Origin of the sequence: Succiniclasticum ruminis DSM 9236 (assembly GCF_900112895.1) — a bacterium.
GTDB classification, from domain to species: domain Bacteria; phylum Bacillota; class Negativicutes; order Acidaminococcales; family Acidaminococcaceae; genus Succiniclasticum; species Succiniclasticum ruminis.
Genome location: NZ_FONL01000003.1, coordinates 141,445 through 166,120, shown reverse-complemented (window position 1 = coordinate 166,120; position 24,676 = coordinate 141,445). Strand labels below are relative to the sequence as shown.

Genomic DNA, 24,676 nt, shown 5'->3' with positions numbered 1-24,676 from the left:
ATCATATAACTGTGTTAAGTTTTTCTAATTTATAAAGTTATTCTAAATTTAGAAAATTTCATTCCATGGTCAATTTTATTATAACATTTCTTGTGCTGTTGTGATATAATTTAGAATTATAATATCAAAGAAACTGGAGTTTTTTATGATGCAGGACTTAAGGCAGCCCGACATAATAAATGAAGATGCAAAAGCCAGTGAATCACAGATTGCACGGATTTACCGGATGGAAGAAATACTGGATAAAAGCAGCAAAGCCGTACGGGATTTACAGGAGGCGCTGAATCGTTACATTGCTCTTGAAGAAGAGATACGCGAACTGGAACTGTATTATGCAGGCAGGCAATGGCAAAAAGATTTTGCCGACGATGAGGCAGGCAAACTTCCCCGGGATTTAAAACGCGGTGTGTTGTCGGAAGACGCCGTATACGACTTTCTGACGCTGCGGGACGAAGTGATTTCGAAATACAAGGAACTTCTATAAATTATTATTTGATTTTGAGGGACAAGCATTACCATGAACAAAAGCATCACTAACAGCATTGTGGCTATGTTGCTGGGCAATTTTGCCGTAGCGGCTGCTGTTATCATTTTTATCGCGCCCCAGGGCATCATCCTGGGCGGTTCCACAGGTATCGCGCTGGCACTGACGCATTATATTTCCTTTCCGCTTTCAGCCACAGTGTTTATAATCAATATGCTGTTTTTTGTAACCGGCTTCGTCTGTTTAGGAAAAAAATTCGCGCTTACAACTATCGCCAATTCCATTCTCTACCCACTGGCTATGTCGTTGCTGGAACAGCTGCCCATCGCGGGTAAACCGGTCACTGATAATATCATGCTTGCAGCTGTCTTCGGCGGCGTGCTGATGGGCGGAGGCATCGGGCTTCTTTTACGGGCCGGCGGTTCTTCCGGCGGAACAGACATTCCTGCGCTGATTCTTAATAAATACTTTCATCTCAACGTGTCTGCCTTGTTGTATGTTATCGACGGACTTGTTTTATGCAGCCAGGCATTTTTCTCCAGTATAGAACAAATCCTGTACGGCATTTTCGTACTGGCGCTTTTCACCATGACCATGAACAGGATCATGCTCATGGGCAAGTCACAGATACAATTGTTTATTATTTCAGATGAAAGCGAAACAATCCGGCAGCAAATCCTTGCGGAAGACGCCGGCGCTACTATGTTTTACGTTGAAAAAGCCTACACAGGCAGGCAGGGGAAATGTATCATGTGCGTAATTCCCCGGCGGAAGCTGTACCCTATCACCCAGCTAATATCCGCCACGGACCCGGATGCGTTCTTTACCATTTCCGAAGTTAATGAAGTACGGGGCGCCGGTTTTTCCTTTGCCAAACATTACCTGGATACGACAGACAAGCAGCAACTGTCAGCCAAATAAGTGAATTTGACTGCTTTTCAGCGGTTAATCCGTACATCTTTACAGCTATAAACTGGAGACATCACCATGAGCTTTTTTGAACTTTTATTAATCGCAGTAAGCCTGGCCATGGATGCCTTTTCCGTATCCATTTGCGGCAGTCTGGCGCTGGCACCCTCTTCCCGGTTTGCAGGAGCAGTCAAGTTCGGCGCCTGGTTCGGCGCATTCCAGTTCCTCATGCCGGTCATCGGCTACTGGACAGCCTATTGGGCCGTAGAATACATCGAAGCATATGACCACTGGATTGCGTTCTTCCTGTTGCTGTACATCGGCATCAACATGATCCGGGAAGCCGGTGAAGACGCCGAAGTGATTGAAAGCTACGGTGTGAAGCGCATGTTCCTGCTGGCTGTTGCCACCAGCATCGATGCCCTGGCTGTGGGTGTCAGCTTTGCCGTATTGGATGTGAACATCTGGACCAGTTCGCTGCTCATCGGCGTGATCACTTTTATCATTTCTTTTCTGGGCGGCACCATCGGGTTCAAGTTGGGAGAACGCTTCCGGAATCACGCGACCCGGGCCGGCGGCCTGGTCCTGTGCCTGATTGGGATAAAAGTGCTGCTGGAACACACAGGTTATCTGTAAATCATCCGATTGCCTTACGTAACCGCAGATGCATTCATTAACACACTCACAATAAACAACGCCAAACCCTGGCAGAAATTTCATCTTTGAAACTTAAAGTAGAATAGCAAGAGCACAAAATGACAAATCATTTCAACAACACTCCTGATTCAGAATTACTGTTCAGTAAACACCACTTGTTTCACCTGCTGTGGCCTCTTGTGGTGGAACAGCTCCTTTCGGTACTGGTAGGCATGGTGGATGTGCTGATGGTTGCCTATGTAGGTGAAGCCACCGTTTCCGGCGTATCCCTTGTGGATTCCGTAAACATGCTGGTGATTCAGGTCCTCTTCGCCCTTACCGCAGGAGGGACGGTAGTCTGCGCCCAGTTCATCGGCGCCGGGAATTACAAAGCCGCAGGTAAAAGCGGCGGACAAATGCTATTTATCACCACCTCGCTGATGCTCTGCATCGCGGCGGCGTTTCTGTTAAAAGGAACTTCCCTGCTGTCGGTGATTTTCGGGCAGGTTGAAAGCCGGGTTATGGAAGACGCAGTCAAATACCTGTTATTTACCGCCGCTTCTTTCCCTTTTTTGGCAATTTATTATTCGGCAGCAGCCATTTTCCGGGCATCCGGTAATACAAAGCTGGCCATGCTGGTGTCTTTGGGAATGAACCTGCTCAATATTATCGGCAACGCAATCTGTATCTTCGGGTTCCACATGGGCGTGACAGGCGTAGCCCTTCCAACCCTGCTCGCGAGGATGGCGGCGGCACTGTTTATGGTGTACAGCCTGCAGCGTTTCGGTAAAGAAATCCGGATTTATGCTTTTTCACAGTTAAAGCCGGACAGAGAGATTATCCGGAAAATCCTGTCTATCGGAATCCCTAACAGCGTGGAAAGCGGTCTGTTCAATTTTGGAAAGATCCTGCTGCAAAGCCTGGTGTCTACGCTGGGCACTGCATCCATAGCAGCATACGCGGTCGCGTCCAACCTGGCAACCTATCTGTACCTGCCCGGGAACGCGCTGGGAGCCGGGATGATCACTGTCGTGGGCCAGTGTTACGGAGCAAAGAAACCGGAACAGGCCAAGTATTACGCAAAGATTCTTTTATACCTGAATTATGCGTTCCTTGCCATAATCTGTTCCGTATTAATCATAGGCAGAAGTTTCTGGGTCGGCTGTTATAACCTGTCGCCCCTTTCCGCCGGTTTGGCGGAAGATCTCATTCTTGCCCATTCCGCAGCCATGATTATCTGGCCGGTCGCGTTTTTGTTACCCTATTATTTCCGGGCCATCGGTAAAGCAGCCTTTACCATGAAAGTCGCTGTTTTTGCCATGGCGGTATTCCGTGTAGGGCTGGCCTATCTCTTTATTGACCTCTGGCACAAAAACGTATTGTGGGTATGGTATGCCATGTTCGTCGACTGGGTCTTCCGCATTATTGTATTCGGGTATCATTTCATGAAAGAAAACACGTTTTCCGATAATCAATAAAAAAGGAAGCGACGGCTTGTTGGTCCGTGCTCCCTGTTTATATTATAAAAACTATAATCTTTTTTGTCACTTCACTTGGCTTCGTCTGTATCAGGCGAAGCTGTTTTTATAAAAGTAAGCACACGCTTTTCCGGCTTCAGCGTGTAGTCGGTCCAATACAGGACATTTTCATCAAAACTGTAATATAAAAGCCCTGACCCGTTGCGATACTTTACTTTATCCTTCACGCTGCCGTCGCTTTTCACCTTGCGGAGCACAAACAGGCAGTTCTCATAATACATGCTGCCATCTTCCTGATAGTGTGCCCGCATCATATATACATCCATCTTCGGACGCTTTTCGCGTAAAGTGACAGCCACATCATACCAACCTGGTTCCTCCGTCGGCGTAACAGCCATGAGTAACCGTCCTTCTTTCTTTTCTTCCCAGTATCCTTCGTAACTCTCCGGGGAAATCAGTTCATAATCCTTTTTGCCTGTCTGGCCCGCCGCAGCGGCAAAAGCAGGCAGGCAGCACAAAAATGAAAGCAGGAGCAGGCAGACAGCAAATACTCTTTTCATGTTCAGTCTCCAATCGCAAATCTTTTTTCTGATTATTCTGTACCGGTTTTACACAATTTTATATTCTCTGATGGACCAATCATAGTTTTCCAATTCCATTTCTCTGCCGCAGTACAGACATCGCCGTCCTTCCATCAGATCCAGAGAAGAACCGCAACTCCGACACCGTAGCACTATCGGTTCAAAGACCGCCTGTGCCAGGCAGGAAGCCGCTTTTGCCAGCAGCAGTTCAACACTTTCTTTCTCTTCCTTCATAGTTCCGTTGCGCCAGCGAAGAAGCTCCATCTCCGCCCGTACCCGGGCAAGTTGACGGTCGCCGTCCACCCGGAAATCCAACAGTTCCAGACTGTCAAACGAACAGGACGCGACATCCCGGTACCCCGGCAGGAAATCTGTCAGGCTGAGACAGGAAAACGCATTGACCTGTTCTTCCGTATCCGCAAAATGAATCCCGCTCAGCTTGTTTTCCACATTAGCGAAAAAGTCCTGCAAAGAGAAGTTTTTATCGAACCGGACTGCATCTTTCCAATGGGTATCGGTCCGGCGTTCCCGCCTTACGTGGGGAAACAGGGAAGGACGCATCATCCGGTAGGCAACCCCCAGAACTGCCAGCAAAGGAATCGAGATTACCATAACTGACACTATGGTAACCAACAGGCAGAGGACTGCTGTAAAAAGAAATACACCAATGCTATAGGAAAAACCAGCAACCGTCAGTCCTTCCAGCGGTTTCATCCACCAGACGGCGAGCGCGCACAGCATCAAGGCAACCGCAAAGATTATTGTTTTGGCATATGCGTACAGTTTTCCCTGAAAAACTGTTTCCAACAGCCGGTAATCCTTCCGCAGCGCAAAACCGGACACACGCTCCGACAAATCTTCCATACGGAATTTTACCCCGCAATAAGGACAGCCGGAAGTCATTTCTTCCATTTTTGCCTTTGCGCCGCAGCTGGGGCAGGTCACTGCCTGCCCGTCCCTTGCCTTCAGAGCTCCTATCAGGTCATAATCCGCGCAGTCGTTATTTCTCTGTTCGAAAACCGTACGATTTCCCTGCAGATACCGGTAAAAGCCTGCCACATTTTCACTGGCAGCGGTATGAAGAAAGCATCCGTCAAAGAAACAGCTCTCCCGTACCGGTGTTTCCTGTGTATAGCACTTACGCTCCAACGAAACTTCCATACGTAAGCCCAACCGGTCCAGCCGTTTTTTCTGAAGTTGCAGTATATGCCGGTAAAAATTCGTCACGGTATACCGTAATTCCTGTCCTTTACAGAAGCCTGCGTATTCCTGCTTAAACACCGTCAGTTTTTTCTCCAGTACAGTGGAATCCGGCGGGGCATCTTCATATTTGATTTTAAAGGGATGGAAAAACTCATAGATCCGGCGGTTCAGGGAATTCTTCTTTTCCTGAAAATCCGTTTCACCGATGCGGTCCCAGGCAAAGCCTCTTTTCAACAGCAGCCGAAAAGAAATCCCCGCGCAGACTGAAGCCGTCAGCAGGATAACGGATTTCGGAAAAAACTCCATATCCTCATTGGAAAGGACAATATCCCCGGCCAGAATTCCAAAGAAAAGAATAAACAGGCAAATCCCCAGACCACTGGCTTTAACCACAAGATGCTCTTTTTCTTTACTCATTGCCAACAAGTCCTTTCAAAAGCGGCAAAGCATCCGTCCGCAGCAAGCCACAAACGAATCGCTGTGCGCACGCCTTTAAATAACGGACGGATGCACTTGGTTACTATCTGGTTTCTTTTTATTTCTTTTTCCGTTTCATGAACATCCAGATACCGCCGCCAATCAGAACTATCGGCAGGCCAATGATTAACAGGTCAAAAATATCAAAGTCACTGTCGTCCGCTTCTCCTGCTTTGGGTTTTGGCAGCTCTGCCTTTCCTACCGCAACCTTCCAGGTGCGGGTCATATCACCGTTTTTTGCAGTCACATCTGCAACGCCGTCAGCCTTACCCACAAGCACGCCGTCTTTAATTTCTACAATCTTGCTGTCGCTGACGCTCCACTGGGGCTTTACCTCCCCTTCCTGTCCGGTGATGTAAGTTGACAACTCCAACTTTTCGTTAACGTCTACGTGTGCAGGCAGTGCATTGCACTCCAGCTTTGGGACGTAAGCGGTTACCTCCACCTTAAAATCACGGGAGGCATTATCTACGGTTAATTTTCCGGTGATCGTCGCCACACCGTCAGCTTTGGCGGCTAGCGTACCGTCACTGGCCACGCTGACCTTGTCGTCGGCGCTGGATTTTAAATCGGACAATTTATATTTCAGATTGCCAGGAACGGTAACTGTCAGTTTGCTGCTTTCCCCTACTTTAATGGCAGGGTCTGCCGGTTCCACATTCACCACGGCACTGACAGTAAACAGGTTGTCCTTGGCGTCTGCATCTTTCCCATCTGTCTTTTCCTCAGTAGCCCCTTCCGGCACGGGAACCTCTTCTTCTTCCTCTTCTTCCGGTAACAGGGGCGCTTTCTTTGTCGTGAGCATGGTAGCAGGAGAACCGTAAATCAGCTTCGGGTTCTTAACATCATCGTTGCGGTAGACCGCAGTCAGGTCTGCTGCCACCAGAAACCGGGCAAACAGTTTGTTATCTGGCTGATGAATGGCCCGTATATCATAGAACCAACCTCCAACGGCTTCATGAGCATATATCAGCCGGTACGGTCTGTTAGCACTGTTCAGGCTGGTCTTTACCGGGGAAATTCCTTCCAGGACTGCCATCGCCGCCGCTTCCGAAACATCAAATCCCTTTTCCATAAACTCATAAGCGCCGCTCACATCAGCCGGCATGGAGCCTTCCTGTTTCACGGTAATCGTTTTGTCTTTCAGGGTAAATGTCAGTTTCACCGGTTTTTTATCTACATCAAATTCAGCTTCGCCCACGCCGTTATCATTGACCAGTAAAATGCCGGCCGTACTGAAATCATATGAACTGTCTTCCGCTTCACTGCCCCGCATTACGTCAAATTCAAACAGGAAGAGACCTTCTTCCATGGGTTTAATGATGAGGTGCCCGTTGTTGTACTGGGAGCTTTCTTTCCAGGTATAATTGCCTTCCGCCTTTTTCCATTCCTCGCCGCCTTTAGCCATACCCACAGCGGAAACGGCCAGCATTACAATCAGCGTCAGCATAAAAACCGCAAGCTTTGTTATCTTAATATTTCGTTTCATGTCCTTACGCCTCCTTACAGTGCCAGCCTGAATTTTGCCGTACGGGGCGATCTGCCGTCAACCCAGTACTTAATCGTATATACACCTCGGGGAGAACGTCTGCCCGAATTCTTTGTGGCCCAGCCGTTCCAGTCGAAACAGAACCACTGGTTGGAATTACTCGACTTGAAGTTGAAACTGCGCACCAGTTGATTTTTATTGTTGAATATCTGGAAATGCAAACCTTTTCCTCTGGCATTATTCCGTTTGAAATATAACCGCTGCATCAGGTCGCCGTTATCGTTCCGGATAACCTTTGTAGAATGAAATTGCAGAAAAGAAGCACCAGGGTATGTAAAAGGAATCGTTATATATTCTTCACCCCAATTGTAATACGGCTTATACGTGACCAGTTTGTATTTTCCGGCCTTAAACCGGGACATGTTAAGCCGGTATGAGTAATACCCGTAAGTTGTATTATTCTTTTTATACACTTTTTGGGGCTTCATGACTTTAAAATTCGCGATTCTTTTATTCTTGCTATCCAGGATATAAGCTCCCCTTTGCGAAGTATGTCCTGCCCAAGACATCCACGCAAAGCCTTTTGTACCGTTAAATGATACTTTTGACGAAAACCCTTTTACGGCAGCAAACACTGTCACGGTAACAAGAAATACCGCCACAAGGCTTAGGGCTATTATTTTTCGCACCCGATCCATAATAACAAACCTCCTTAAATGTATATAAATTTTAAACAACCTGAATAATACAATCCTCCCTTGTTTCCATTCCATGCAGAGGATCTGTTCATCATCCTTTCGACCCGTCGATATTGTAAATCATCACATCGCCGCCATCGCTGTCGAAGCGGTACACAGCGCTTAAATCTTTCGGCACCATGAAGGTGCGGAGCAGTTTACCATTTTGGAATACTTTAACGGCAAAGCCATAATTCTTAATGATGTATTTGTATTTCGGCATCATACTGCCCGTTACAGCCTCCGGTATGATTTGCAACGTCTTATCCGTAAAGTCGGTGTTGGTTTCGCGAAGAGGCAGCGCGGCAACCAGCGCACAGGCGGCGAACTCGTCAGCCCGCGGCGTACGGTTTTTATTCAATACATATTTGCCACGAACATCTGGTAAACGCAGTCCGTTATGCCCAAAATAGTCCAGAACCAGCCCGTCTTTTTCTGATGTGACGCCGGCATGCATCAGATTAATTTGTACATCATCCAGCATGGCCCCAGTCCCGTTTCCTCTATGGATGCCCTGGACTTCGGCGCCAGTGGCAAACCGGGCGCCCAGGCGAAGCTGGACAGGTTTCTTACCGGCTTTAATATATTTCTTGTCCGGAGGGGAATCCGTGATTGCCAGACCGATAATCTGTCCGCCCAGAACGACAGCTGGCGCCTGGGATAACATTTCCCAGCCTTTTTCATCATCAGTTCCGTTGTAATCACAAGCGCGCAGTGTAATCACCGGCCATTGATCCGGCAGTACCGTCACGTTGATATACGCGTTTGTCACGCCGTTGTCATTTTTCCGTTCATACCGCCCGGCAGCAGGTGGCCATACTTCGCCCTCATCGCTCCAATACCAGTTCGCTACGGAACGCTCCGCATTCTTCAACGTTTTAGGAGCCGCGTTTGCCGTGTCGATAACAGAAGCCAACGTTAATGTGAAACACAACGCCGCCATACCGAATCGCATGCTTTTTCTCATAACGAATTTTCACCTCCCCATAAAATCTATGAATCTTATCATGAATTAATGATCCCAAAGAAAACCAAACGCTATCATACCGGCAGCCAGCAGAACCAATACCGCTGCGCCAACGGGTAATATCGCCTGCGCCACCATGGCGACAACAGTATCACCCGGTCCGGCCTGTTGACTCTTAGCATGCTGCCGGCACATCCATAAAGCCGCTGCACAGGAAATCATGCTTGCAATAATCCAAAACAAAAACCGCAACGACATTTCGTCACCGGGAAGCTGCGTCAGAGCACCACCAATGCAAATAAACTGCAGGACACACGGTTTCCACTGTATTGCCGGATCTCCATACTTTTTAGCATATATTCTGTTCAGAAGAAAACCGAAGACGCAGCATACGAGAGCTGCTGCAATCAAAATACTGCCGTTCAATGAAAAACTCCCCCGTTTTAATCAGCCATAATGTAATCGGATTCCCACAGAAAAAAACAACCGTCTGACGCAACACTAAAACATGTTACGCCATAACGGTCAGTCTGTTTTATGTAGAAATGTTATAAGGTAAAGCGAACTTTCCCCCTGCCCCAAAAGAGTTTTCCTGTCGCATTTTTCGGTCAGCCCCTCAATTAACGTAAGCCTGCGTATTGTTTATATCCTTTTCAGCACCGGTTTTACATTCATGTTCTTTTCATAATTATTTTACTAAATTTCAGGCCAATTAGCAATGTCCGCGGTAAATCTTTATTGCTGCAGACACGTATAAGAGGCTTTTTATTTGAAAAATTTGTTTTATCCGTCATTGTGATGTCACATTGACGGATAAAACTTTTACAACATTTTTATGAAGTCTTCGTTCAGTTTCAATTCCGCATTTTTAACTTTGTCCGCCGCGTTCTTTTGCCATGCAGTGTTATTGTCCAATACCTTCCGCACCTTACTGAACATAATCACCATCTCGCTGTGCTGCGGTCCGCCTTTTACTGCCCGGTTCCTGATAATGGCAGCCGGATCTTTCGCCTCCTGTAATTCTTCGGGAGTCAGAGGCAGTTCTTTGGGAAGTGAGGCATCTGCCGCGGCAACGTTTTGATAAACCTCCCGGGCCTGGTCATAAGTGAAATCAACCGGCGTAATGTCACGGGCCCGCGCGTAGGTAACAATTTCCGAAGCAAAGTGATGTCCGGAACGGAACGGTATATTATGTTTGCGCATCATTACGTCCGCGATTTCCTGGGAACAGGTCCAGTCCAGATTCAGTTCTTCCAAAGCGCGTTCCGGCCGGATGTCAAGCACTTGTAAAATTCGGTCCACCTGATTCACAACGCTGGTCGTCTTTTTGACAATGCTGTCCGTGCCACGAATACGGCCATCAGCCATTCCCGCCGGAATATTATGAGCGCGGAACGCCTCACCAACTGCCAGACCTAACAATGTGGAACTGTCAGTACGGCAACGGTTCAGGATGCCGGGGTTGCGTTTTTGCGGCATGGCGCTGGAAACATACGTGTTGCCGTTTCCTTCCTGCAATAAGATCCAGGGCCGGGGCTGGGCGTACTGCTGCATGATCTCCTGGATCAGGCTTGTCGTATGGATGGCAATGCTGCTGGCAATACTGCCCATTTCTATGGGCGCTTCCTGTGGAAAGACCTGTCCCGCGTCATAGGTGTTGTAAGCAATGCCGTCAAAACCAAGATAGGAAGCCATACGGTCGCGGTTTAACGGCCAGCCGGTACCGTTCAGCACCGTTGCGCCCATGGGAGAACGATTCAGGCGTTTATAATACTCTTTGACGCGTTCCTGGTCACGCTCGTAGGCATCCACGTACGCCAGCAGGAAGTGCCCCAGGCTGTTGGGTTGCGCCTGCACTCCGTTGGTATAGTTCGGGATAAGCGTGCCCTCATGGGCCTTGGCCAGGTTAAGCAAGGTTTCTGTCATCCTGTTCAGCGCTGCGGAAAGTTCCAGCAGCTGCTCCCGCTGCATTAAAATGCTCACCGTGGTCAGCATGTCCTGGCTGGACCGGCCTGCGTGAATTTTGGTGATGTCCGGCCCGCCGGCCTTAATCAGCAAGGGTTCAAAAGTGATTACCACCGTAGGGCGTTCCGCCCCTTTAGTGTTTCCGGCATCCAGCACCTTCTGAATGGCGGCCGCAAAACGCCGTCCTTCTTCTTTTGTCAGCAGATTCTCATCCGTATTGATGATATCGCTGGCTTTGTTGATCTGCCCCAGCCAGAAAAAATTATCCCTTGGCGGCCAGGGTTCCGCAGCTTCTGCCGGCTCCGGAAAATAAGCTCCCCCCAGAATACCCAGCAGGGGAAGCATCAGGAACATTTTTTTTAACGTATGCTTTTTCATGGAAACCTCCATTCTTCCAGTTTACGTTTTCTCCAACGATAGTTTTGCTGTTCACACAGTCTTTCAGAAATAATTACCGGTTTTGAGGATTATATCAGAATTCATGACTCACTTACATGGTTCAATGATAAGATGCAATTTCAATCAGGTTGCCGTCCGGATCGCGCAGATAGATGCTGCGCATTTTTCCTTTTGCACCGTTGCGTTCCACAATGCCGGTTACTAATTGGGCGTTTTTACCTTTTAACTCTGCCAGAACCGCTTCGATATCGTCTTCAATTGCAAAACACAGGTCAAGGCTGCCAGCAACCGGATGCTCTGCCGCCGGCAGGAATTCCGCCGGGCGCGTGTGTATATTTATCTTTTGTGCGCCAAACCGCAATATAAACCTCCCATTTGTTTCTTTTTGCTCCATGCCCAGCATTTCTGTATAAAAACGCAGGCAGGCTTCCAGATTTTGTGTGGTAAGCACAAAATGATCCATTTCCAGAATTTTCATGGTTTCCTGCACCACTTTCCTTAAAACCATCAGCCGGAAACTTCCTGTCCCGGCCCATCACTTTCCCGAAAATTATCAGCCGGGAACTCAGTTCTGCCGTCTCCATCACTTTCAACTTGGTTAATCCAGCTACCTCTTCTTAATCACAGGGTTATTCTATTTATAATTATATCATACGAGCCACAGGCAGAAAACAGAGCAACTCTCTAAACATCTTTTTCCTATACAAATCATTAAACAAATTCTTTACTGATAATAAAACGACTCTTTAATTAAAAACAAACCAAGTAAAAAAATGCAGGACGTACTCCAAACGGAGCAATGTCCCGCATTTTTCTTTTCTCTGGCAAGCAATAACAACTATCAGTTTTTACCTGGGATTATATATGTTTTCCAATGAGTTTTTCCATCCAGATCATGTTATACCAGCGCCCGAACTTACAGGCGCATTTGTGAAACTCCCCCACTTTGACAAAACCGAGATGCCGGTGGAAATGTTCACTGTTTTTTGTGAGGTACTCATCTTCGGTAATGGGATCGGCGATACAGGCATACATATTCATAATTCCCATATCTTTTAATGCGGCTTCCATCGCTTCGTACAGCTTTCTGCCGTAGCCCCGGCCTTTCGAGTCACGGGCCAGATAGATGCTCAATTCACAGGAGCGATCATAGGCAGCCCGTTCCTTAAAGGGTCCGGCATAGGCATATCCCTCCACTACTCCATCCTCTTCCACTACGAGGTATGGATATTTCAACAGTGTTTTTGCAATCCGGCCGGTAAACTCCGCTAAGGAAGGAACTTCACACTCAAAAGATATCGCCGTTTTTTCCACATAATAAGTATAAATGGCAAGAAGCCGTGCCGCGTCCTGCGTTGTCGCGCTGCGTATCCTCATATCGTACCTTCCCAGGCAAAGCCTTTCTAAAACTATTTTCCCGGATCCACTATTAAATGATTAACTATTAAACTATTTATCCAAGTCCACGATTTCGTACAGGTCGTTGCCCATGCCCATCTCTTTCATGTAGGTAAGCTGCCGCAGACCGTGACGGCTTTCCATCCGTTCGATCAGGTCGTGGCCTTTGCCGTCATGGAGGGCGTAAACCATGTCCACGGAAGCCTGATCCAGCGCCAGAATATCTTTGGAAGCCAGGATACCGATATCCGGCGTAGTTACCGGCGCAGCCGCAGTCCCTTCGCAGTCGCAGGACACGGACATGTTCCGCAGCACGTTAATAAAGGTAATGTGTTTCCCGAAATGGTCCACCGTCGCCTTGGTGGATTCCACCATGCGTTCCATAAATTCTTCCTTGCCAATGCCCCACTGGGATCCGCTTTCACCGGAATGGATCATTTTCTTGCCAATACGTCCGTCTGCTATGCCAATGGCCAGGTTTTTGTTGGAGCCGCCGAAACCGCCCATGGTATGTCCCTTAAAGTGGGTCAGGGTCACCAGGGAATCATACCTGGTGATGTGGCTGCCCATGGACATTTCCTTAAAGTATTTGCCGCCTTTAACCGGCAGCATGACCGTGCCTTCTTCGTCCAGGATATCCACCGGGCAGAAAGTCCAGCCGTTCACTTTCAGTGTCTCCCGGTGTCCTTCCGTAGTATAACGGTCGCCATGGTAGTACGTATTGGTTTCCACAATCGTCGCCCCCGGAATATCCTTTTCAATCAGTTCCTTCACCCAGGGACGGGGAATAATGTTGGGGCCGTTCTTTTCTCCGGTGTGCAGTTTAATAGCAACTTTACCGGTAATATCCTGATTCACTTTTTCATAAATCTTCTGCAGCCCTTTGGCGCTCAGGTCCCGGGTAAAATATACAACGGATTTCGCGCCGCTCCGCTTATCCATAGGAATGTATTTGGAACCGTCGGTGTTAATCTGGGCCGCTGCTGCCGGTTTGGCTTCCGCTTTCTTTTCCGGCGCCGGTTGCTGCTTGGCCGCAGTGCCGCCGCAGGCCGCAACCAGAGAAGCGGTCAGCACGATGGGAAGAATCTTTTTCCAAGAAGTTTTCATAGCATCCTCCTGCACTTTAACAATATGACCATTAGAAAATAACGTGACTTCGATATAATTATTGTACTCATTAAAGATAACTGTAAGTCAAGTAAAATCTCTGTGGAATTAATAAAAACCAACTTTGTTGCACAGTCTTTCACTGCGTAACGTACCGGCCCGGGCGTCCGTTATTTCGTCAGACCGTTTTCTTTCAGCCAGCGGTCAATGCCGCTGGTCATGTTTGCCAGAAGGCCGTCTTTCACCTGTGATTTCGGCAGCGTTTTCCGCAAATCCGCTACGCTTCCCTCAATACCGCTGCCGCCGCTGGTAGCAAAAGGCAGGATCGTTTTGCCTGACAGGTCCTGTGCTTCCACAAAGGTTTTCACCGGCATGGGCTCAATATACCACCAGATAGGATACCCCAGCACAATTACATCGTACTGCTTCATGTCTGGCAGCGGGCCTTTCAGTTTCGGCCGGGCGTCCTGTTCCCGTTCCTGTTTTCCGACATCTGTCGTCGGTTTATATTCTTTCGGATAGGGTGTTTCCTTTTTGATTTCAAACAAATCGCCGCCAGTTTTACTGTGGATCAGTTTCGCCACCTCGCGGGTATTGCCGCCCCAGCTGAAATACGCCACCAGCACTTTTTTCCCGGTTACACCGGTTGCTTTACCGGTAACATTGGGCAGGCTGCCCCCGTTATCTGAGGCCGAGCGTGACATTTTGGCAAGCCCGATTAAAGAATCCGGCCCTTTGATGACAATTGCAGCCAACAAAACAATAACAATCAGTAACACTATCCGTTTCATACTGATTCCCCCATTCCTGATTCTCAAAAGCAAGCGCGGATTATTAATAATCAATCCGGCTCAAAAACATACTATCTTCTTTTACCAGTTCTCGTATCGCCGTCGCTGGTTCAGCCCGGCGATTTTCTGCATTTCTTCCGGCGTAAGTTCAAAATCAAACACATTGATGTTCTCTGCAATATGATCCGGATTGACGGAACCGGGCACCGTGACGTATCCCGCCTGCAACTGCCAGCGTAAAATAACCTGCGCGGGACTCTTGCCGTGATGTTTTGCAATCTCCACAATTGTTTGGTTCCCGAAACTGTCCTTTGTATTGCCCCGGCCTCCAAACGGATACCAGCACTCTATCACTGTTCCGAATGGCCTTACATAATCCTGCAGCGCTGTGTTCTGGTAATATATATGATTTTCATTCTGGATTACGGCGGGAACGATTTTTGCGTAAGAAAGCACCTCATCCACCTGCTGCTTCGTGTAATAATTGGAAATGCCGACAGAACGGATCTTGCCGTCTTTTACGCCCTGTTCCATAGCCTGATAGACCGCCTTGTCGTTGGAACCGGGCTGATGGATCAGCATCAGGTCAAGATATGTCAGGCCTAAATCTTTTAGCGAGGCATCGATTGCTGCCGACGCGTTATGATAGTCGGTCGGCATAATTTTACTGGTGATGAATACCTCTTCCCGTTTTATAATGCCGTCTGCAATGGCGCGGCGCACGCCTTCCCCCACCCCTTTTTCGTTACCGTAATAGCGTGCGGTATCAATTAGGCGGTAACCGTTCTTCAATGCCACGTATACCGATTCCTCCGCCGTCCTGTTATTCTGCGACCATGTTCCCAGACCCAGTACCGGCATTTCATAACCGCTGTTCAGTTTTACGCGCCACATGCCCTTTTCCTTTAATACCACCGGCTCTGTTCCTTTCGCTTTCATTACTGATTTTGCTGCTGGCGGCACGGCTTCCCCCGGCTTTTTGCTGTCCGCCTTTCCGTTTGCAGACGCACAACCTGCAACCACAAGGCCCAACAGCAAAACGGATATGAGTCTTTTCCACGTTTTCAAACATTTCATAAAAGACTTCCTCCTCTTAAAACCCAATACCAGACTGTCTTTGCTAAAAGCCGGGTTTATTGTTTTCGCAATAATATCATTTCCAATTCTCATTTCCCGTCCGGGAAGCTGGTGAATACATCCGTTTCCTGTTTCGGCAGCCCATATTTTTCTTTGGCATCAGCAATGGCTTTCATAAGAAAGGCCATGTTGCGGGCCAGGTTGCGCATGGTCTGCAGGCCTTCCAGATCTTTTTTCACATCTTCGGCGGTAAAGCCGTGGACCTGGTTCCAATATGTGCTGCCCACCACCTGCATGCCGGAAATCGTGAAATATTTATTCAGCACATCAAAAGATGCCGTGGCTCCGCCCCGCCGGCAGCTGACTACCGCCGCGCCTACCTTCATGTGTTTGGAGAAAGGCGTGCTGAAAAACAGCCTGTCCAAAAACGAGAGCAGTGTCCCGTTAGGAGAAGCGAAATACACCGGGCTCCCGATAATGATACCATCCGCCTCTTCAAACTTTTTGGCAGTTTCATTGACAATATCGTTAAACACACACTTGCCGTGGGTCCGGCAATAATTGCAGCCAATGCAGCCGCGGACAGCGGTCTTGCCCACATGGATCAGTTCGGTTTCCACGCCTTCCGCCTGCAGTGTCTTTATTACCTCATCCAGCGCCGTTGCCGTGCATTGGTTTGCTCTGGGACTTCCGTTGATTACTAAAACTTTCATGGTGAAACCTCCTTTTTTATTGCAAAATAACAATTTTACTTATTTCTGATTTGAGTATAAAGTAAAGATATGAAAAATTCAAGTTTTGGAGGACAATTTATAAAACAGTATGTCGTTGACGCATTTACCGACAAGGTTTTCCACGGCAACCAGTCCGCTGTCTGCGGTTCCGGCCACTGCCATATTATTCCCTATTGGGCAAACCGCCTGAACAAAGACGAACTGGTTGCTTATCAGGCTTCCCGGCGCGGCGGCACGCTTTTCTGCCGTTGCGAAGGAAAGAAAATCTACATGGCCGGCAAAGCAGCTCTGTTTTCTATTGATGAACTTTTTGTTGACTGATTTACGATACAGTGATAAGACGCCCTCACCCTGAAATATATCAGAGTGAGGGCCGTTTTTATTTGCGGTCTTAATGGTTCTGAAAGCCACTGAAACTAACTGTTTTCTCCGCTTATGCCCACTGACCGGCCCAGGCCTTCAGTTCTTCTGAGGACACGCTGCCGCTGAAACGTTTGCCGTTGACAACCTTCGCGCCTTTTGCCAGTTTCTGCATATTCGCGGCGGAATCGCCCAGACCGCTGCCGCCGGATGTGGCAAACGGAATTACGGTTTTCCCCGCAAAGTCGTAGCTTTCCATAAAAGTATCAATAATGGAAGGCTCACGATACCACCAAACCGGAAAACCTACAAACACCACATCGTACTGCGGCATATCCGCCGCTTTAACGGCAATCGCCGGGCGCGAACTGCGGTCATTCATCTCCACCGAACTGCGGCTGTTCTTGTTCTGCCAGTTCAGGTCAGCGCCGGTATACGGTGTCTCCGGTTTAATCTCGAACAGGTCCGCGCCAATGGCCTCCGCCATCTTTTTCGCAACCTTCGCCGTAGTTCCGCTTGCACTGAAATATGCTACCAGTGTTTTACTCATATGTATTCCTCCCTCTTACGCTTTCTGTTCAAACAGTTCCGCGATTTCCGCAAGGTTTTCACGGATTTTGATATGCTGCGGGCAGACGCCTTCACAGGCGCCGCATTGTATGCAGTTTATAGCCTGCTTACGCCCGTGACCGCCTACAAGCCACCCTTCCTGATGCAGAGCCATCGCTTTATTACCGTATAACGTGTAAATGTTTTTCGCGGTAAACGTGCCGGAAATGCCGATTTCCATGGGGCAGACCTTGGCGCAATAGTTACAGGTGGTACAGGGGATCAGCGGGATCCGGTTCAGTTCTTCCCTCGCTTTCTCAATAACAGCGCTCTGGGCAGCGGTCAGTCCGGTAAAGTCTTTCATGTAGGAAATATTATCTTCCATCTGCTGCAGGTCGCTCATTCCGGACAATACTACCAGCACGCCTTCCAGGTTGGCAGCGAAGCGGATGCCCCAGGAGGCTACGGAAACGGCCGGATTGCTTTCTTTCAGCACGTTGGCCACCGCTGCCGGCGGATTGGCCAGCAGACCGCCTTTCAACGGTTCCATGATAATCACCGGTTTCCCATGCTTACGGGCCACCTCGTACACGCCCCGGGACTGGATGGCTGGATTTTCCCAGTCCGCGTAATTAATCTGAAGCTGTACAAACTCCGCGTCCGGATGGGCCGTGAGAATCTCATCCAGTTCCTCCGGCGTTGAGTGGAACGAAAAACCGTAATGCTTTATTTTTCCCTCTGCCTTCTTATCCTTAACAAAGTCCCACATGGAAAAATCGTCAAAGAAGTGCGTCCGCATCTCACCCAGATTGTGGAGCAGGTAGTTGTCAAAATATCCGGCTCCCGTCTGCTTCAACGAAGTTTCAAACTGCTGTACCGCGTCTTCCCGCGTCTTGCATTTAATCCACGCCGCGTTCTTTGTCGCCAGCTGGAAGCTCTCACGGGGATAGCGTTCCACCAGCGCCTGACGGATCGCGTCTTCCGAACCGGGATAGGCCCAGGCTGTATCAAAATAGGTAAAGCCGCCCGCCATAAACTTGTCCACCATGGCCTTCACCTGTTCCACGTCGATTTGGTCGCCCTGCTTTGGCAGACGCATGAGTCCAAAGCCTAACTTTTTGATTTCCTTTTCAAAAAACAACATCCTCCCTGCCTCCATTCTTATTTCATTATTGTAAGCCGGCCGATAACCCTTCACACGGCTTTCTTCTTCCACGCTCCCGAATGATAAAACAGCATTCCTACCCACAGCGGCGTAAAGTTGGCCAGCGCATCCCCCAGCCAGAAACCCATATATTTCATGTCCAGCACAATCCCGAACAATACGGACAGCCCCAGCCGCAGCACAATTCCGTCAAACACGGCCGTGACAAAATTCACATGGGAATTGCCGCTGCCGTTGATCAGCGCGTTGCTGCCGCTTCGTCCCGCGCAGCTGAAAAATGCCAGAATCGCGATGGGAATATATTCATAGCCTATCCTGATGACCGCCGGGTCATCCGTAAAAATCCCGTAAACCTGTTCCGGGAAGAAATAGATGACGAGGGAAGCCGCCACAGCCACCGCAATCATGATGCGGTACACTGCAAACACGATCTGCCGTACCCTGCCGTACTGCTCCGCGCCAATATTCTGTCCTACCATGGACGCCCCTGCCGTGTTCACGGAATTTGACATCATGTTAACAGACATATTGATTTTGTTGGCCACGCCGGCAAAGGCGGAAACGGCCACGCCGAAGGAATTGACCCAGGAGTTGACAAACATTTTGGAAAACTGTACCGCCGCATTTTTAATCGCCATGGGAACGCCCAGCTTCAGCAGAGATATGAGCATCTCTTTTTCCGGATGGAAAAACTGTCCCAATGTAAGCGACAAATGATACCGGTCCCTGTTTTTGTATATGAACGCGGCACACAGCAGAAAGCTGACCCCCTGGCTGATAATGGTCGCCAGCGCCGCGCCTTTGGCGCCCGTGCCCATCTGCATGACAAAAATGACATCCAATACAATGTTAAGCAGCGCAGCAAGGCTGATGAAATAAAACGGATGCTTCGCGTCGCCCATGCCCCGCAGAATCGCGCTCACTGCATTGTATCCGTAAACAAAAACAATGCCCGCCATGGAAATGCCGGCATAGGACAAAGCCTCCGCGAACGCTTCCGGAGGCGTATGCATCAGTTCCATGATCTCCCGGCGGAACAAAAGTCCTACCCCGGTGACGCAGCAGGCAAAGACAAACAGTGCAGCGCTCATGGTAGCGACAAAACGGCTCAGTTTGTCATGCTGCTTTGCGCCGATGTACTGGGCAATCAACACCTGTCCCGCGCTGGAAAACCCCATGGCGATAAACGTCATGCAGTTCATGATGTCCCCGCCGACCGAAATAGCGGAAAGCCCCACCTTCCCCAGCGTCTGCCCTACTATGATCATATCCGCCATATTGTAGACGATCTGCAGCAGATGGGACAGGAACATCGGCATGGCAAAACTGATAAGCTGCCGGTTCACGTTTCCGGTTGTAAAATCCGCAATCAGCGTATGCGGATGATGCTTCATGTGATGCATAACCAATACCTGTAATTCTTTGTGTCTCTTAAAATATCCGGTATCCTTTTATCTAATCTCTTTTAATTATTATTATACCATTGATAATCTTTAAAAATGTACAGAACCAACCTTTTTTTCTGCAAAGCTCCTTTCTGCCCATCCCGTGCAGTAAATGCTGCATTCAAACAGAAGAATAGTCGGAACTGCCATCATGATCTGACTCAGTACGTCCGGCGGTGTTAAAAGGGCGCTGACGATAAAACTCAGCAACACAGCAAAGCGCCGGCCTCGACGCAACGTATCTGCGTTTAACACTCCCGCTTTCGCTGCGATAGTGCAGGCTAAAGGCATTTCAAAAATCAGGCCGAAGGGGATCACAAAGCCCAGCAGGAAATTTACATAGCGGTCAATAGCAAACAGCGGCATGGCCGTTCCCGCGCCTGCGTACACAAAAAAGCCAAGGGCCGATAAAAAGACAACGCCATAGCCAAAAGCCACGCCGGCCGCAAACAGCAACAGGGAGAATACCGCCCAGCCAATAGCCAGCTTCCTTTCCTCCGGATACAGCGCCGGCCGCACAAAGGCCCATATCTGCCACAGCAGCACCGGAGCCGCCAGCACCACGGCACAGAGAAACACCACCTTCAGCTGAACATACAGCGCGTCCGCCAGGCCCAGATAGATTAACTGCACGCCCTGTTCTTTTACCGGGGCCACCACGGCATCCATCACCCGTTCGGGTCCGATATATATGAGAACGGCAAACGTAAAAACCACAGTCGCTATGCACCTGATCAGCCGGCGGCGCAGTTCTCCTACATGTTCCCATACGTCCATATCTATATTATTTTTCTGCAACTGCAGTTCCCGTGGGTTCATTTTCTTTCTCCGCGCCCTTATTCAGTTCCGCACGAAATTCCCGCAGGCTAGTACCCAACGCCTTGCCTAAACCGGCCACCCGGCTGCCGCCAAATAATACCAGCGCAATCAATAAGATAACCAGTAATTCTGTCGTTCCGATACGTCCCATTTTATATTCCTCCTGTTCTTTAAACCCGGAAATCGTCTTTCTCTTTTCGCTTCACTCTTCAATAAGTTTTCCGTCTTCAACCTTTTGCGGCCGGCTTATGCGCGCCATCCTCACCGGTTTCGCCTTCTGCCAGCGCCAGCCAGTTGGTTTTCATAAATCCCCGCAGACCCATATAGGCACGGGCAGATTTTTTTGCGATACGGGGCAAATCCTTCGGTTCCAGCAGCAGAACCGCGAGAATCCCTATCATTACTATTTCGCCTAACCCGATTTCCATCACTCACACTTTCTTTCCTAATTCCAGGGCCTGGACAGGGAATTCCGTGCCTTCGATTGCGCTGCGGTAACCGCAGCCTGTCGCGTAGATTTGTCCCTGGTCCTGCCACTCCATATATTGGCAAAGACGTGTATAATGCGCTTTTAACGCTGTCATCGTCCAGCTGTCGTTATTCCATGCGGTTGCCAGCAGGGCGGACTTCTTTTTATGGATGGAACCGGTACGGGAATAGAACCGGTCGATGACCGTTTTAAGCTGGGCGGAAAAGCCGAAATAATACAGAGGCGTTACCAGCACGATCATATCGCAGTCCACCAGCTTCTGAATCAGTTTCTCCTCAATGGCATCCTTCTGCACACAGGGACCGTTCATGCCGCAGGCATCGCAGCCCCGGCAGGGATGGATGTCTTCGAAGGCAGCGTTGAAACGGAATACTTTGTGCCCTTTACTTTCCGCACCTTCAATAAATTTATCTGCCAGCAGGGCCGACGTGCCGGCCTTATGCGGACTGCCTGTAACCACGACGATTTTCATATCCCGTGTCCTCCTTATAAGCTCTTACCGATCCGGAACGCCTGTTCCGGGAATTCACTTCCTTCAATGGCAGAGCGGCTGCCGCAACCGTAGCCCAGCACCCGGCCCACATCCTGCCATTCCATGTAACGCACCAGCGTATTATAATGCTCCTGCAAGGCGTTGAACGTAATGTCCGAACTGTTCCAGGCGGTAGCCATCAGCATGGACTTTTTGCGATGGATGGCGCTGGTGCGGGAATAGAACCTGTCGATTACGGTTTTGATCTGGGCGGAAAAACCGTAATAATATAGCGGCGTCACCAGAGCGACCATATCGCAGTCCACCAGCTTCTGGATCAGTTTGGCGGAAATGGCGTCCTGAATAACGCAGGGCCCGTTCATGCCGCAGGCATCGCAGCCCCGGCAGGGGTTGATGTCTTCAAAGGCGGCGTTGAAGCGGAATACTTCATGCCCCGCCGCCTGGGCCCCTTCAATGAACTTATCCGCCAGCAGGGCCGAGGTGCCGGCCTTATGCGGGCTGCCGCAAAGAACTACGATTTTCAATTTCTTTCCGTTGGACACACCGCCCGGTTTTGCTTCCGCGCCGCCTGCCGACGGCGCCGCGCCGGCTTTCTTGTCCCCACTGACTGCGTTGATGCCGCAGCCGCTGAGAAACAAGGTCAGCGCCCCGGCGCCGGTTACTTTCAGGAACTCTCTTCTGTCCATGTTTAACTCCCTTTCTTCTTTGTCTGAAGTTCATAGCGCAGGTAATCAATCCGTTCCAGCGCTTTCTCTTTGCCGTGAATCGTGTCCAGCGTCCTGCTGCGTAATTTGTTCAGCATGTTCAGACAGGCTTCCGCGGAATTCTCCCCGTCCTGCCGCAGCCTCAGATACGCAGCAATCTCTTCTTCCGCAAATCCGATATCCTGTAACGTCATCCGAACACTCAGCTGTTCAATGTCGCTGTCCGTAAACCGGTACAAATCTGCCTGCCTGCGTTTTTCATCCGTACCCTCTGCGCCCGTTTTTTCAACTGCGTAGCGCTGCAACAGGGCAAGGGGAATCTTATATTTTTCACTCACTTCCGTAATTGTCATGCAATCCCTCCCTTTCACACGCCCTTTCAGGGTGTTTCATCTGTTCTTATTGTAAGAAACTGTAGTGTGAAAGTCTAATACCGGTTTATTATTAAAAGCCATGCTTCCCGGGCATGATGAGGAAAGTAAAAAACGCTGACAAACCGTCAGCGTTTATTTAGAACTCATATACAAATTTCTACTCATTATTAAATTTAAACAAGATATTGCATCCGTCGTTACAGTAACGGAGCCGTAGCACGGACATGCTCAATGAACTTTGTCACGGCCGGAGGAAACACCTGCTCTTTCCGCCATACCAACACGCTGTTGTTGCCTATCTCCGGTGATAACGGCCGCAGGCAGAGAGCGTTACCGGGAACTCCAAAATCATGAACCAGCGCCACCCCTACATGATTTTCCACCATGATGGAACAATTGTTGTAAGAAAGGTTCACGGTCGTTACCACATGCATACGGCGATAATAATCCCCGAACCAGTTATCCAGTTCGTTGCGCACGGAATGGCGCCGGGCAACAATCAACGGCACCCCCACCAGATCGGCAGGCGTTATCGTTTCTTTTTCTGCCAGCGGAGAATCGCGGCGCATCAGAAGGCACCATCTTTCCCGTAACGGCATGCGTACAAAATTAAACCGGCTGATTTCCACCGGTTCCAGCAGCAGCCCGAAATCCAGTGTCCCGTTCTCCAGCTTTTCCTTCACGTCGTCCGCATTGGCCGTGTAGATATCAAAGACAACTTCCGGATAGTGTTGCCGGAAGGATGTCATCAGGCGGGACAGACCTTCCATATTATTGGTTTCTCCGCAGCCGATCCCAATGGTGCCTGTTACCGTTTCCCTGTTCAGGATGATCTCCTGTTCCGCTTTATCCGCCAGTTCCAGAATCTCCTGGGCACGACGCCGCAGAAGCCGGCCTTCTTCCGTAAGCGTAACACTGACACGGTTGCGCCGGAACAGACGAACCCCAAGTTCCTCTTCCAACTGCATCATCTGCCGGGAAAGCGTCGGCTGGGTGATGTGCAGCTGTTCCGCCGCGCGGGTAATGTTTTCTTCTCTTGCTATTGTAAGAAAATATTTCAGTACACGGATTTCCATACCTTTTCCTTTTCCGTTTCCTTTACCCGTTACTCTTAACCGTTTTCTTTACTGATTTCTTTTACCTGTTTTGTTATCCGGTTCATTATCCGTTGTGCAGGCGTACTCTGGATTGAGCCTGTTTTTAGTTTATTTTCCCAGCCCGTTATCCTTCAGCCAGCCGTCGAGGCCGCCGGTCGAGTTAAGCAGGATACCGTCTTTCACCTTGGCATTGGGAAGGGTTTTCCGCAGATCATCCACGCTTCCTTCAACACCGCTGCCACCGCTGGTGGCAAAGGGCAGAATCGTTTTGCCGGACAAGTCCTGCGCTTCTACAAAGGTTTTCACAGCCATGGGTTCAATGTACCACCAGATGGGATAACCCAGCAGGATTACATCGTACTGTTTCATATCAGGCAGCGTTCCCGCCAGTTTGGGACGGGCATTGTCTGCTTTTTCTTTTTTGCCGATGTCAATAGTTGCATGGTAATCGGTGGGATACGGAGTTGCCGTTTTGATTTCAAACAAATCGCCGCCGGTCTTTTGCTGTATGGTCTGCGCCACCTTACGGGTAGTGCCTCCCCAGGAGAAATATGCCACCAGCACTTTCCCGTTTGCCGGGGCGGGAGCCGCTTCGGCCTTCTTGGTCACAGCCGCCGGTTTCGCGTCGCTTTTGGGCGCCTCGGCTTTTTTATCGCCGCCGCAGCCCGCAAAGGAAATGCACAGGCACAGCGCTATCAGGGTAAACACAATTCGTTTTAGCATAATTACATCCTCCTTTATTTATTTC

General features: G+C 49.3%; 29 protein-coding genes. 5 read left to right on the top strand and 24 right to left on the bottom strand.

The features are described from left to right. Positions 1–145 precede the first annotated feature (145 nt). The 4 genes from BM159_RS04115 to BM159_RS04100 all read left to right on the top strand — a co-directional run bounded on the left by BM159_RS04115 (position 146) and on the right by BM159_RS04100 (position 3,507). Positions 146–484: a DUF4298 domain-containing protein gene (locus BM159_RS04115; protein ID WP_143089388.1), complete on the top strand. Its 339-nt coding sequence runs from the start codon at positions 146–148 to the stop codon at positions 482–484. Positions 485–517: 33 nt separating this feature from the next. Continuing rightward, the gene (locus BM159_RS04110; protein ID WP_093912994.1) at positions 518–1,405 is read left to right on the top strand and encodes a YitT family protein; all 888 of its coding nucleotides are present in this window, start codon (positions 518–520) and stop codon (positions 1,403–1,405) included. 66 nt (positions 1,406–1,471) lie between these two features. Further along, a complete protein-coding gene (locus BM159_RS04105; RefSeq protein ID WP_093912993.1) occupies positions 1,472–2,029 on the top strand; it encodes a manganese efflux pump MntP in 558 nt (185 codons plus the stop codon). Between the two features lie 119 nt (positions 2,030–2,148). After that, positions 2,149–3,507 carry an MATE family efflux transporter gene (locus BM159_RS04100; protein ID WP_218149497.1) on the top strand — a complete coding sequence of 453 codons (1,359 nt, stop codon included), beginning with the start codon at positions 2,149–2,151 and terminating at the stop codon, positions 3,505–3,507. A gap of 71 nt (positions 3,508–3,578) precedes the next feature. On the opposite strand, the gene BM159_RS04095 is transcribed toward BM159_RS04100, so the two are convergent. The 13 genes from BM159_RS04095 to BM159_RS04035 all read right to left on the bottom strand — a co-directional run bounded on the left by BM159_RS04095 (position 3,579) and on the right by BM159_RS04035 (position 16,411). Then, the gene (locus tag BM159_RS04095) at positions 3,579–4,067 is read right to left on the bottom strand and encodes a hypothetical protein (RefSeq protein WP_093912992.1); all 489 of its coding nucleotides are present in this window, start codon (positions 4,065–4,067) and stop codon (positions 3,579–3,581) included. A 48-nt stretch (positions 4,068–4,115) separates the two neighbouring features. Beyond that, complete coding sequence (locus BM159_RS04090; protein WP_093912991.1) at positions 4,116–5,708, bottom strand: hypothetical protein; 1,593 nt, start codon at positions 5,706–5,708, stop codon at positions 4,116–4,118. Between the two features lie 118 nt (positions 5,709–5,826). Further along, positions 5,827–7,257 (bottom strand): LPXTG cell wall anchor domain-containing protein, encoded by a 1,431-nt coding sequence (locus tag BM159_RS04085; RefSeq protein WP_093912990.1) that lies wholly within the window; start codon positions 7,255–7,257, stop codon positions 5,827–5,829. A gap of 14 nt (positions 7,258–7,271) precedes the next feature. After that, positions 7,272–7,955 carry a flagellar hook assembly protein FlgD gene (locus tag BM159_RS04080; RefSeq protein ID WP_093912989.1) on the bottom strand — a complete coding sequence of 228 codons (684 nt, stop codon included), beginning with the start codon at positions 7,953–7,955 and terminating at the stop codon, positions 7,272–7,274. Between the two features lie 91 nt (positions 7,956–8,046). Then, positions 8,047–8,961, bottom strand: a complete 915-nt coding sequence (locus BM159_RS04075; RefSeq protein ID WP_093912988.1) for a hypothetical protein — start codon at positions 8,959–8,961, stop codon at positions 8,047–8,049. Between the two features lie 45 nt (positions 8,962–9,006). Further along, positions 9,007–9,387, bottom strand: a complete 381-nt coding sequence (locus BM159_RS04070) for a hypothetical protein (RefSeq protein WP_093912987.1) — start codon at positions 9,385–9,387, stop codon at positions 9,007–9,009. A 396-nt stretch (positions 9,388–9,783) separates the two neighbouring features. Beyond that, positions 9,784–11,304, bottom strand: a complete 1,521-nt coding sequence (locus BM159_RS04065; protein ID WP_218149496.1) for a lyase family protein — start codon at positions 11,302–11,304, stop codon at positions 9,784–9,786. 121 nt (positions 11,305–11,425) lie between these two features. Then, positions 11,426–11,803, bottom strand: coding sequence for a VOC family protein (locus BM159_RS04060; protein WP_093913053.1), 378 nt, complete (start codon positions 11,801–11,803; stop codon positions 11,426–11,428). A gap of 380 nt (positions 11,804–12,183) precedes the next feature. Then, positions 12,184–12,702, bottom strand: coding sequence for a GNAT family N-acetyltransferase (locus BM159_RS04055; RefSeq protein WP_093912986.1), 519 nt, complete (start codon positions 12,700–12,702; stop codon positions 12,184–12,186). Between the two features lie 72 nt (positions 12,703–12,774). After that, complete coding sequence (locus BM159_RS04050) at positions 12,775–13,665, bottom strand: DUF362 domain-containing protein (protein WP_342745745.1); 891 nt, start codon at positions 13,663–13,665, stop codon at positions 12,775–12,777. Between the two features lie 335 nt (positions 13,666–14,000). Continuing rightward, positions 14,001–14,621, bottom strand: a complete 621-nt coding sequence (locus BM159_RS04045) for a flavodoxin (protein WP_093912984.1) — start codon at positions 14,619–14,621, stop codon at positions 14,001–14,003. A gap of 81 nt (positions 14,622–14,702) precedes the next feature. Beyond that, a complete protein-coding gene (locus BM159_RS04040; protein ID WP_218149494.1) occupies positions 14,703–15,698 on the bottom strand; it encodes an aldo/keto reductase in 996 nt (331 codons plus the stop codon). 89 nt (positions 15,699–15,787) lie between these two features. After that, on the bottom strand, positions 15,788–16,411 hold the full coding sequence (locus BM159_RS04035; RefSeq protein WP_093912983.1) for a flavodoxin family protein: 624 nt from the start codon (positions 16,409–16,411) through the stop codon (positions 15,788–15,790). 69 nt (positions 16,412–16,480) lie between these two features. On the opposite strand from BM159_RS04035, the gene BM159_RS04030 reads away from it, so the two are divergent. Beyond that, the gene (locus tag BM159_RS04030; protein ID WP_093912982.1) at positions 16,481–16,753 is read left to right on the top strand and encodes a PhzF family phenazine biosynthesis protein; all 273 of its coding nucleotides are present in this window, start codon (positions 16,481–16,483) and stop codon (positions 16,751–16,753) included. Between the two features lie 112 nt (positions 16,754–16,865). On the opposite strand, the gene BM159_RS04025 is transcribed toward BM159_RS04030, so the two are convergent. The 11 genes from BM159_RS04025 to BM159_RS03975 all read right to left on the bottom strand — a co-directional run bounded on the left by BM159_RS04025 (position 16,866) and on the right by BM159_RS03975 (position 24,651). Further along, complete coding sequence (locus BM159_RS04025) at positions 16,866–17,342, bottom strand: flavodoxin (RefSeq protein ID WP_093912981.1); 477 nt, start codon at positions 17,340–17,342, stop codon at positions 16,866–16,868. Between the two features lie 15 nt (positions 17,343–17,357). Next, positions 17,358–18,485, bottom strand: a complete 1,128-nt coding sequence (locus tag BM159_RS04020) for an aldo/keto reductase (protein ID WP_093912980.1) — start codon at positions 18,483–18,485, stop codon at positions 17,358–17,360. Positions 18,486–18,535: 50 nt separating this feature from the next. After that, positions 18,536–19,900: an MATE family efflux transporter gene (locus BM159_RS04015; protein ID WP_177205901.1), complete on the bottom strand. Its 1,365-nt coding sequence runs from the start codon at positions 19,898–19,900 to the stop codon at positions 18,536–18,538. 99 nt (positions 19,901–19,999) lie between these two features. Then, positions 20,000–20,770: a twin-arginine translocase subunit TatC gene (gene tatC / locus BM159_RS04010; RefSeq protein ID WP_093912978.1), complete on the bottom strand. Its 771-nt coding sequence runs from the start codon at positions 20,768–20,770 to the stop codon at positions 20,000–20,002. Further along, complete coding sequence (locus tag BM159_RS04005) at positions 20,736–20,921, bottom strand: twin-arginine translocase TatA/TatE family subunit (protein WP_093912977.1); 186 nt, start codon at positions 20,919–20,921, stop codon at positions 20,736–20,738. The genes tatC and BM159_RS04005 overlap by 35 nt, the downstream gene beginning before the upstream one ends. 76 nt (positions 20,922–20,997) lie before the next feature. After that, positions 20,998–21,198, bottom strand: a complete 201-nt coding sequence (locus BM159_RS04000; RefSeq protein ID WP_093912976.1) for a twin-arginine translocase TatA/TatE family subunit — start codon at positions 21,196–21,198, stop codon at positions 20,998–21,000. Between the two features lie 3 nt (positions 21,199–21,201). Continuing rightward, positions 21,202–21,732 (bottom strand): flavodoxin family protein, encoded by a 531-nt coding sequence (locus BM159_RS03995; protein ID WP_093912975.1) that lies wholly within the window; start codon positions 21,730–21,732, stop codon positions 21,202–21,204. Positions 21,733–21,746: 14 nt separating this feature from the next. Next, on the bottom strand, positions 21,747–22,439 hold the full coding sequence (locus BM159_RS03990; protein ID WP_093912974.1) for a flavodoxin family protein: 693 nt from the start codon (positions 22,437–22,439) through the stop codon (positions 21,747–21,749). A 2-nt stretch (positions 22,440–22,441) separates the two neighbouring features. Further along, positions 22,442–22,810 (bottom strand): MerR family transcriptional regulator, encoded by a 369-nt coding sequence (locus BM159_RS03985; protein WP_093912973.1) that lies wholly within the window; start codon positions 22,808–22,810, stop codon positions 22,442–22,444. 218 nt (positions 22,811–23,028) lie between these two features. Further along, positions 23,029–23,907 carry a LysR family transcriptional regulator gene (locus BM159_RS03980; protein ID WP_093912972.1) on the bottom strand — a complete coding sequence of 293 codons (879 nt, stop codon included), beginning with the start codon at positions 23,905–23,907 and terminating at the stop codon, positions 23,029–23,031. Positions 23,908–24,036: 129 nt separating this feature from the next. After that, positions 24,037–24,651: a flavodoxin gene (locus BM159_RS03975; protein ID WP_093912971.1), complete on the bottom strand. Its 615-nt coding sequence runs from the start codon at positions 24,649–24,651 to the stop codon at positions 24,037–24,039. Positions 24,652–24,676: the final 25 nt, after the last annotated feature.

Excerpts from the sequence above, each read along its gene's own strand:
- BM159_RS04115 (WP_143089388.1), top strand. The coding sequence starts at position 146 with ATGATGCAGGACTTAAGGCAGCCCGACATAATAAATGAAGATGCAAAA.
- BM159_RS04110 (WP_093912994.1), top strand. The coding sequence starts at position 518 with ATGAACAAAAGCATCACTAACAGCATTGTGGCTATGTTGCTGGGCAAT.
- BM159_RS04105 (WP_093912993.1), top strand. The coding sequence starts at position 1,472 with ATGAGCTTTTTTGAACTTTTATTAATCGCAGTAAGCCTGGCCATGGAT.
- BM159_RS04100 (WP_218149497.1), top strand. The coding sequence starts at position 2,149 with ATGACAAATCATTTCAACAACACTCCTGATTCAGAATTACTGTTCAGT.
- BM159_RS04095 (WP_093912992.1), bottom strand. The coding sequence starts at position 4,067 with ATGAAAAGAGTATTTGCTGTCTGCCTGCTCCTGCTTTCATTTTTGTGC.
- BM159_RS04090 (WP_093912991.1), bottom strand. The coding sequence starts at position 5,708 with ATGAGTAAAGAAAAAGAGCATCTTGTGGTTAAAGCCAGTGGTCTGGGG.
- BM159_RS04085 (WP_093912990.1), bottom strand. The coding sequence starts at position 7,257 with ATGAAACGAAATATTAAGATAACAAAGCTTGCGGTTTTTATGCTGACG.
- BM159_RS04080 (WP_093912989.1), bottom strand. The coding sequence starts at position 7,955 with ATGGATCGGGTGCGAAAAATAATAGCCCTAAGCCTTGTGGCGGTATTT.
- BM159_RS04075 (WP_093912988.1), bottom strand. The coding sequence starts at position 8,961 with ATGAGAAAAAGCATGCGATTCGGTATGGCGGCGTTGTGTTTCACATTA.
- BM159_RS04065 (WP_218149496.1), bottom strand. The coding sequence starts at position 11,304 with ATGAAAAAGCATACGTTAAAAAAAATGTTCCTGATGCTTCCCCTGCTG.
- BM159_RS04060 (WP_093913053.1), bottom strand. The coding sequence starts at position 11,803 with ATGAAAATTCTGGAAATGGATCATTTTGTGCTTACCACACAAAATCTG.
- BM159_RS04055 (WP_093912986.1), bottom strand. The coding sequence starts at position 12,702 with ATGAGGATACGCAGCGCGACAACGCAGGACGCGGCACGGCTTCTTGCC.
- BM159_RS04050 (WP_342745745.1), bottom strand. The coding sequence starts at position 13,665 with ATGGATAAGCGGAGCGGCGCGAAATCCGTTGTATATTTTACCCGGGAC.
- BM159_RS04045 (WP_093912984.1), bottom strand. The coding sequence starts at position 14,621 with ATGAAACGGATAGTGTTACTGATTGTTATTGTTTTGTTGGCTGCAATT.
- BM159_RS04040 (WP_218149494.1), bottom strand. The coding sequence starts at position 15,698 with ATGAAATGTTTGAAAACGTGGAAAAGACTCATATCCGTTTTGCTGTTG.
- BM159_RS04035 (WP_093912983.1), bottom strand. The coding sequence starts at position 16,411 with ATGAAAGTTTTAGTAATCAACGGAAGTCCCAGAGCAAACCAATGCACG.
- BM159_RS04030 (WP_093912982.1), top strand. The coding sequence starts at position 16,481 with ATGAAAAATTCAAGTTTTGGAGGACAATTTATAAAACAGTATGTCGTT.
- BM159_RS04025 (WP_093912981.1), bottom strand. The coding sequence starts at position 17,342 with ATGAGTAAAACACTGGTAGCATATTTCAGTGCAAGCGGAACTACGGCG.
- BM159_RS04020 (WP_093912980.1), bottom strand. The coding sequence starts at position 18,485 with ATGTTGTTTTTTGAAAAGGAAATCAAAAAGTTAGGCTTTGGACTCATG.
- BM159_RS04015 (WP_177205901.1), bottom strand. The coding sequence starts at position 19,900 with ATGAAGCATCATCCGCATACGCTGATTGCGGATTTTACAACCGGAAAC.
- tatC (WP_093912978.1), bottom strand. The coding sequence starts at position 20,770 with ATGAACCCACGGGAACTGCAGTTGCAGAAAAATAATATAGATATGGAC.
- BM159_RS04005 (WP_093912977.1), bottom strand. The coding sequence starts at position 20,921 with ATGGGACGTATCGGAACGACAGAATTACTGGTTATCTTATTGATTGCG.
- BM159_RS04000 (WP_093912976.1), bottom strand. The coding sequence starts at position 21,198 with ATGGAAATCGGGTTAGGCGAAATAGTAATGATAGGGATTCTCGCGGTT.
- BM159_RS03995 (WP_093912975.1), bottom strand. The coding sequence starts at position 21,732 with ATGAAAATCGTCGTGGTTACAGGCAGTCCGCATAAGGCCGGCACGTCG.
- BM159_RS03990 (WP_093912974.1), bottom strand. The coding sequence starts at position 22,439 with ATGGACAGAAGAGAGTTCCTGAAAGTAACCGGCGCCGGGGCGCTGACC.
- BM159_RS03985 (WP_093912973.1), bottom strand. The coding sequence starts at position 22,810 with ATGACAATTACGGAAGTGAGTGAAAAATATAAGATTCCCCTTGCCCTG.
- BM159_RS03980 (WP_093912972.1), bottom strand. The coding sequence starts at position 23,907 with ATGGAAATCCGTGTACTGAAATATTTTCTTACAATAGCAAGAGAAGAA.
- BM159_RS03975 (WP_093912971.1), bottom strand. The coding sequence starts at position 24,651 with ATGCTAAAACGAATTGTGTTTACCCTGATAGCGCTGTGCCTGTGCATT.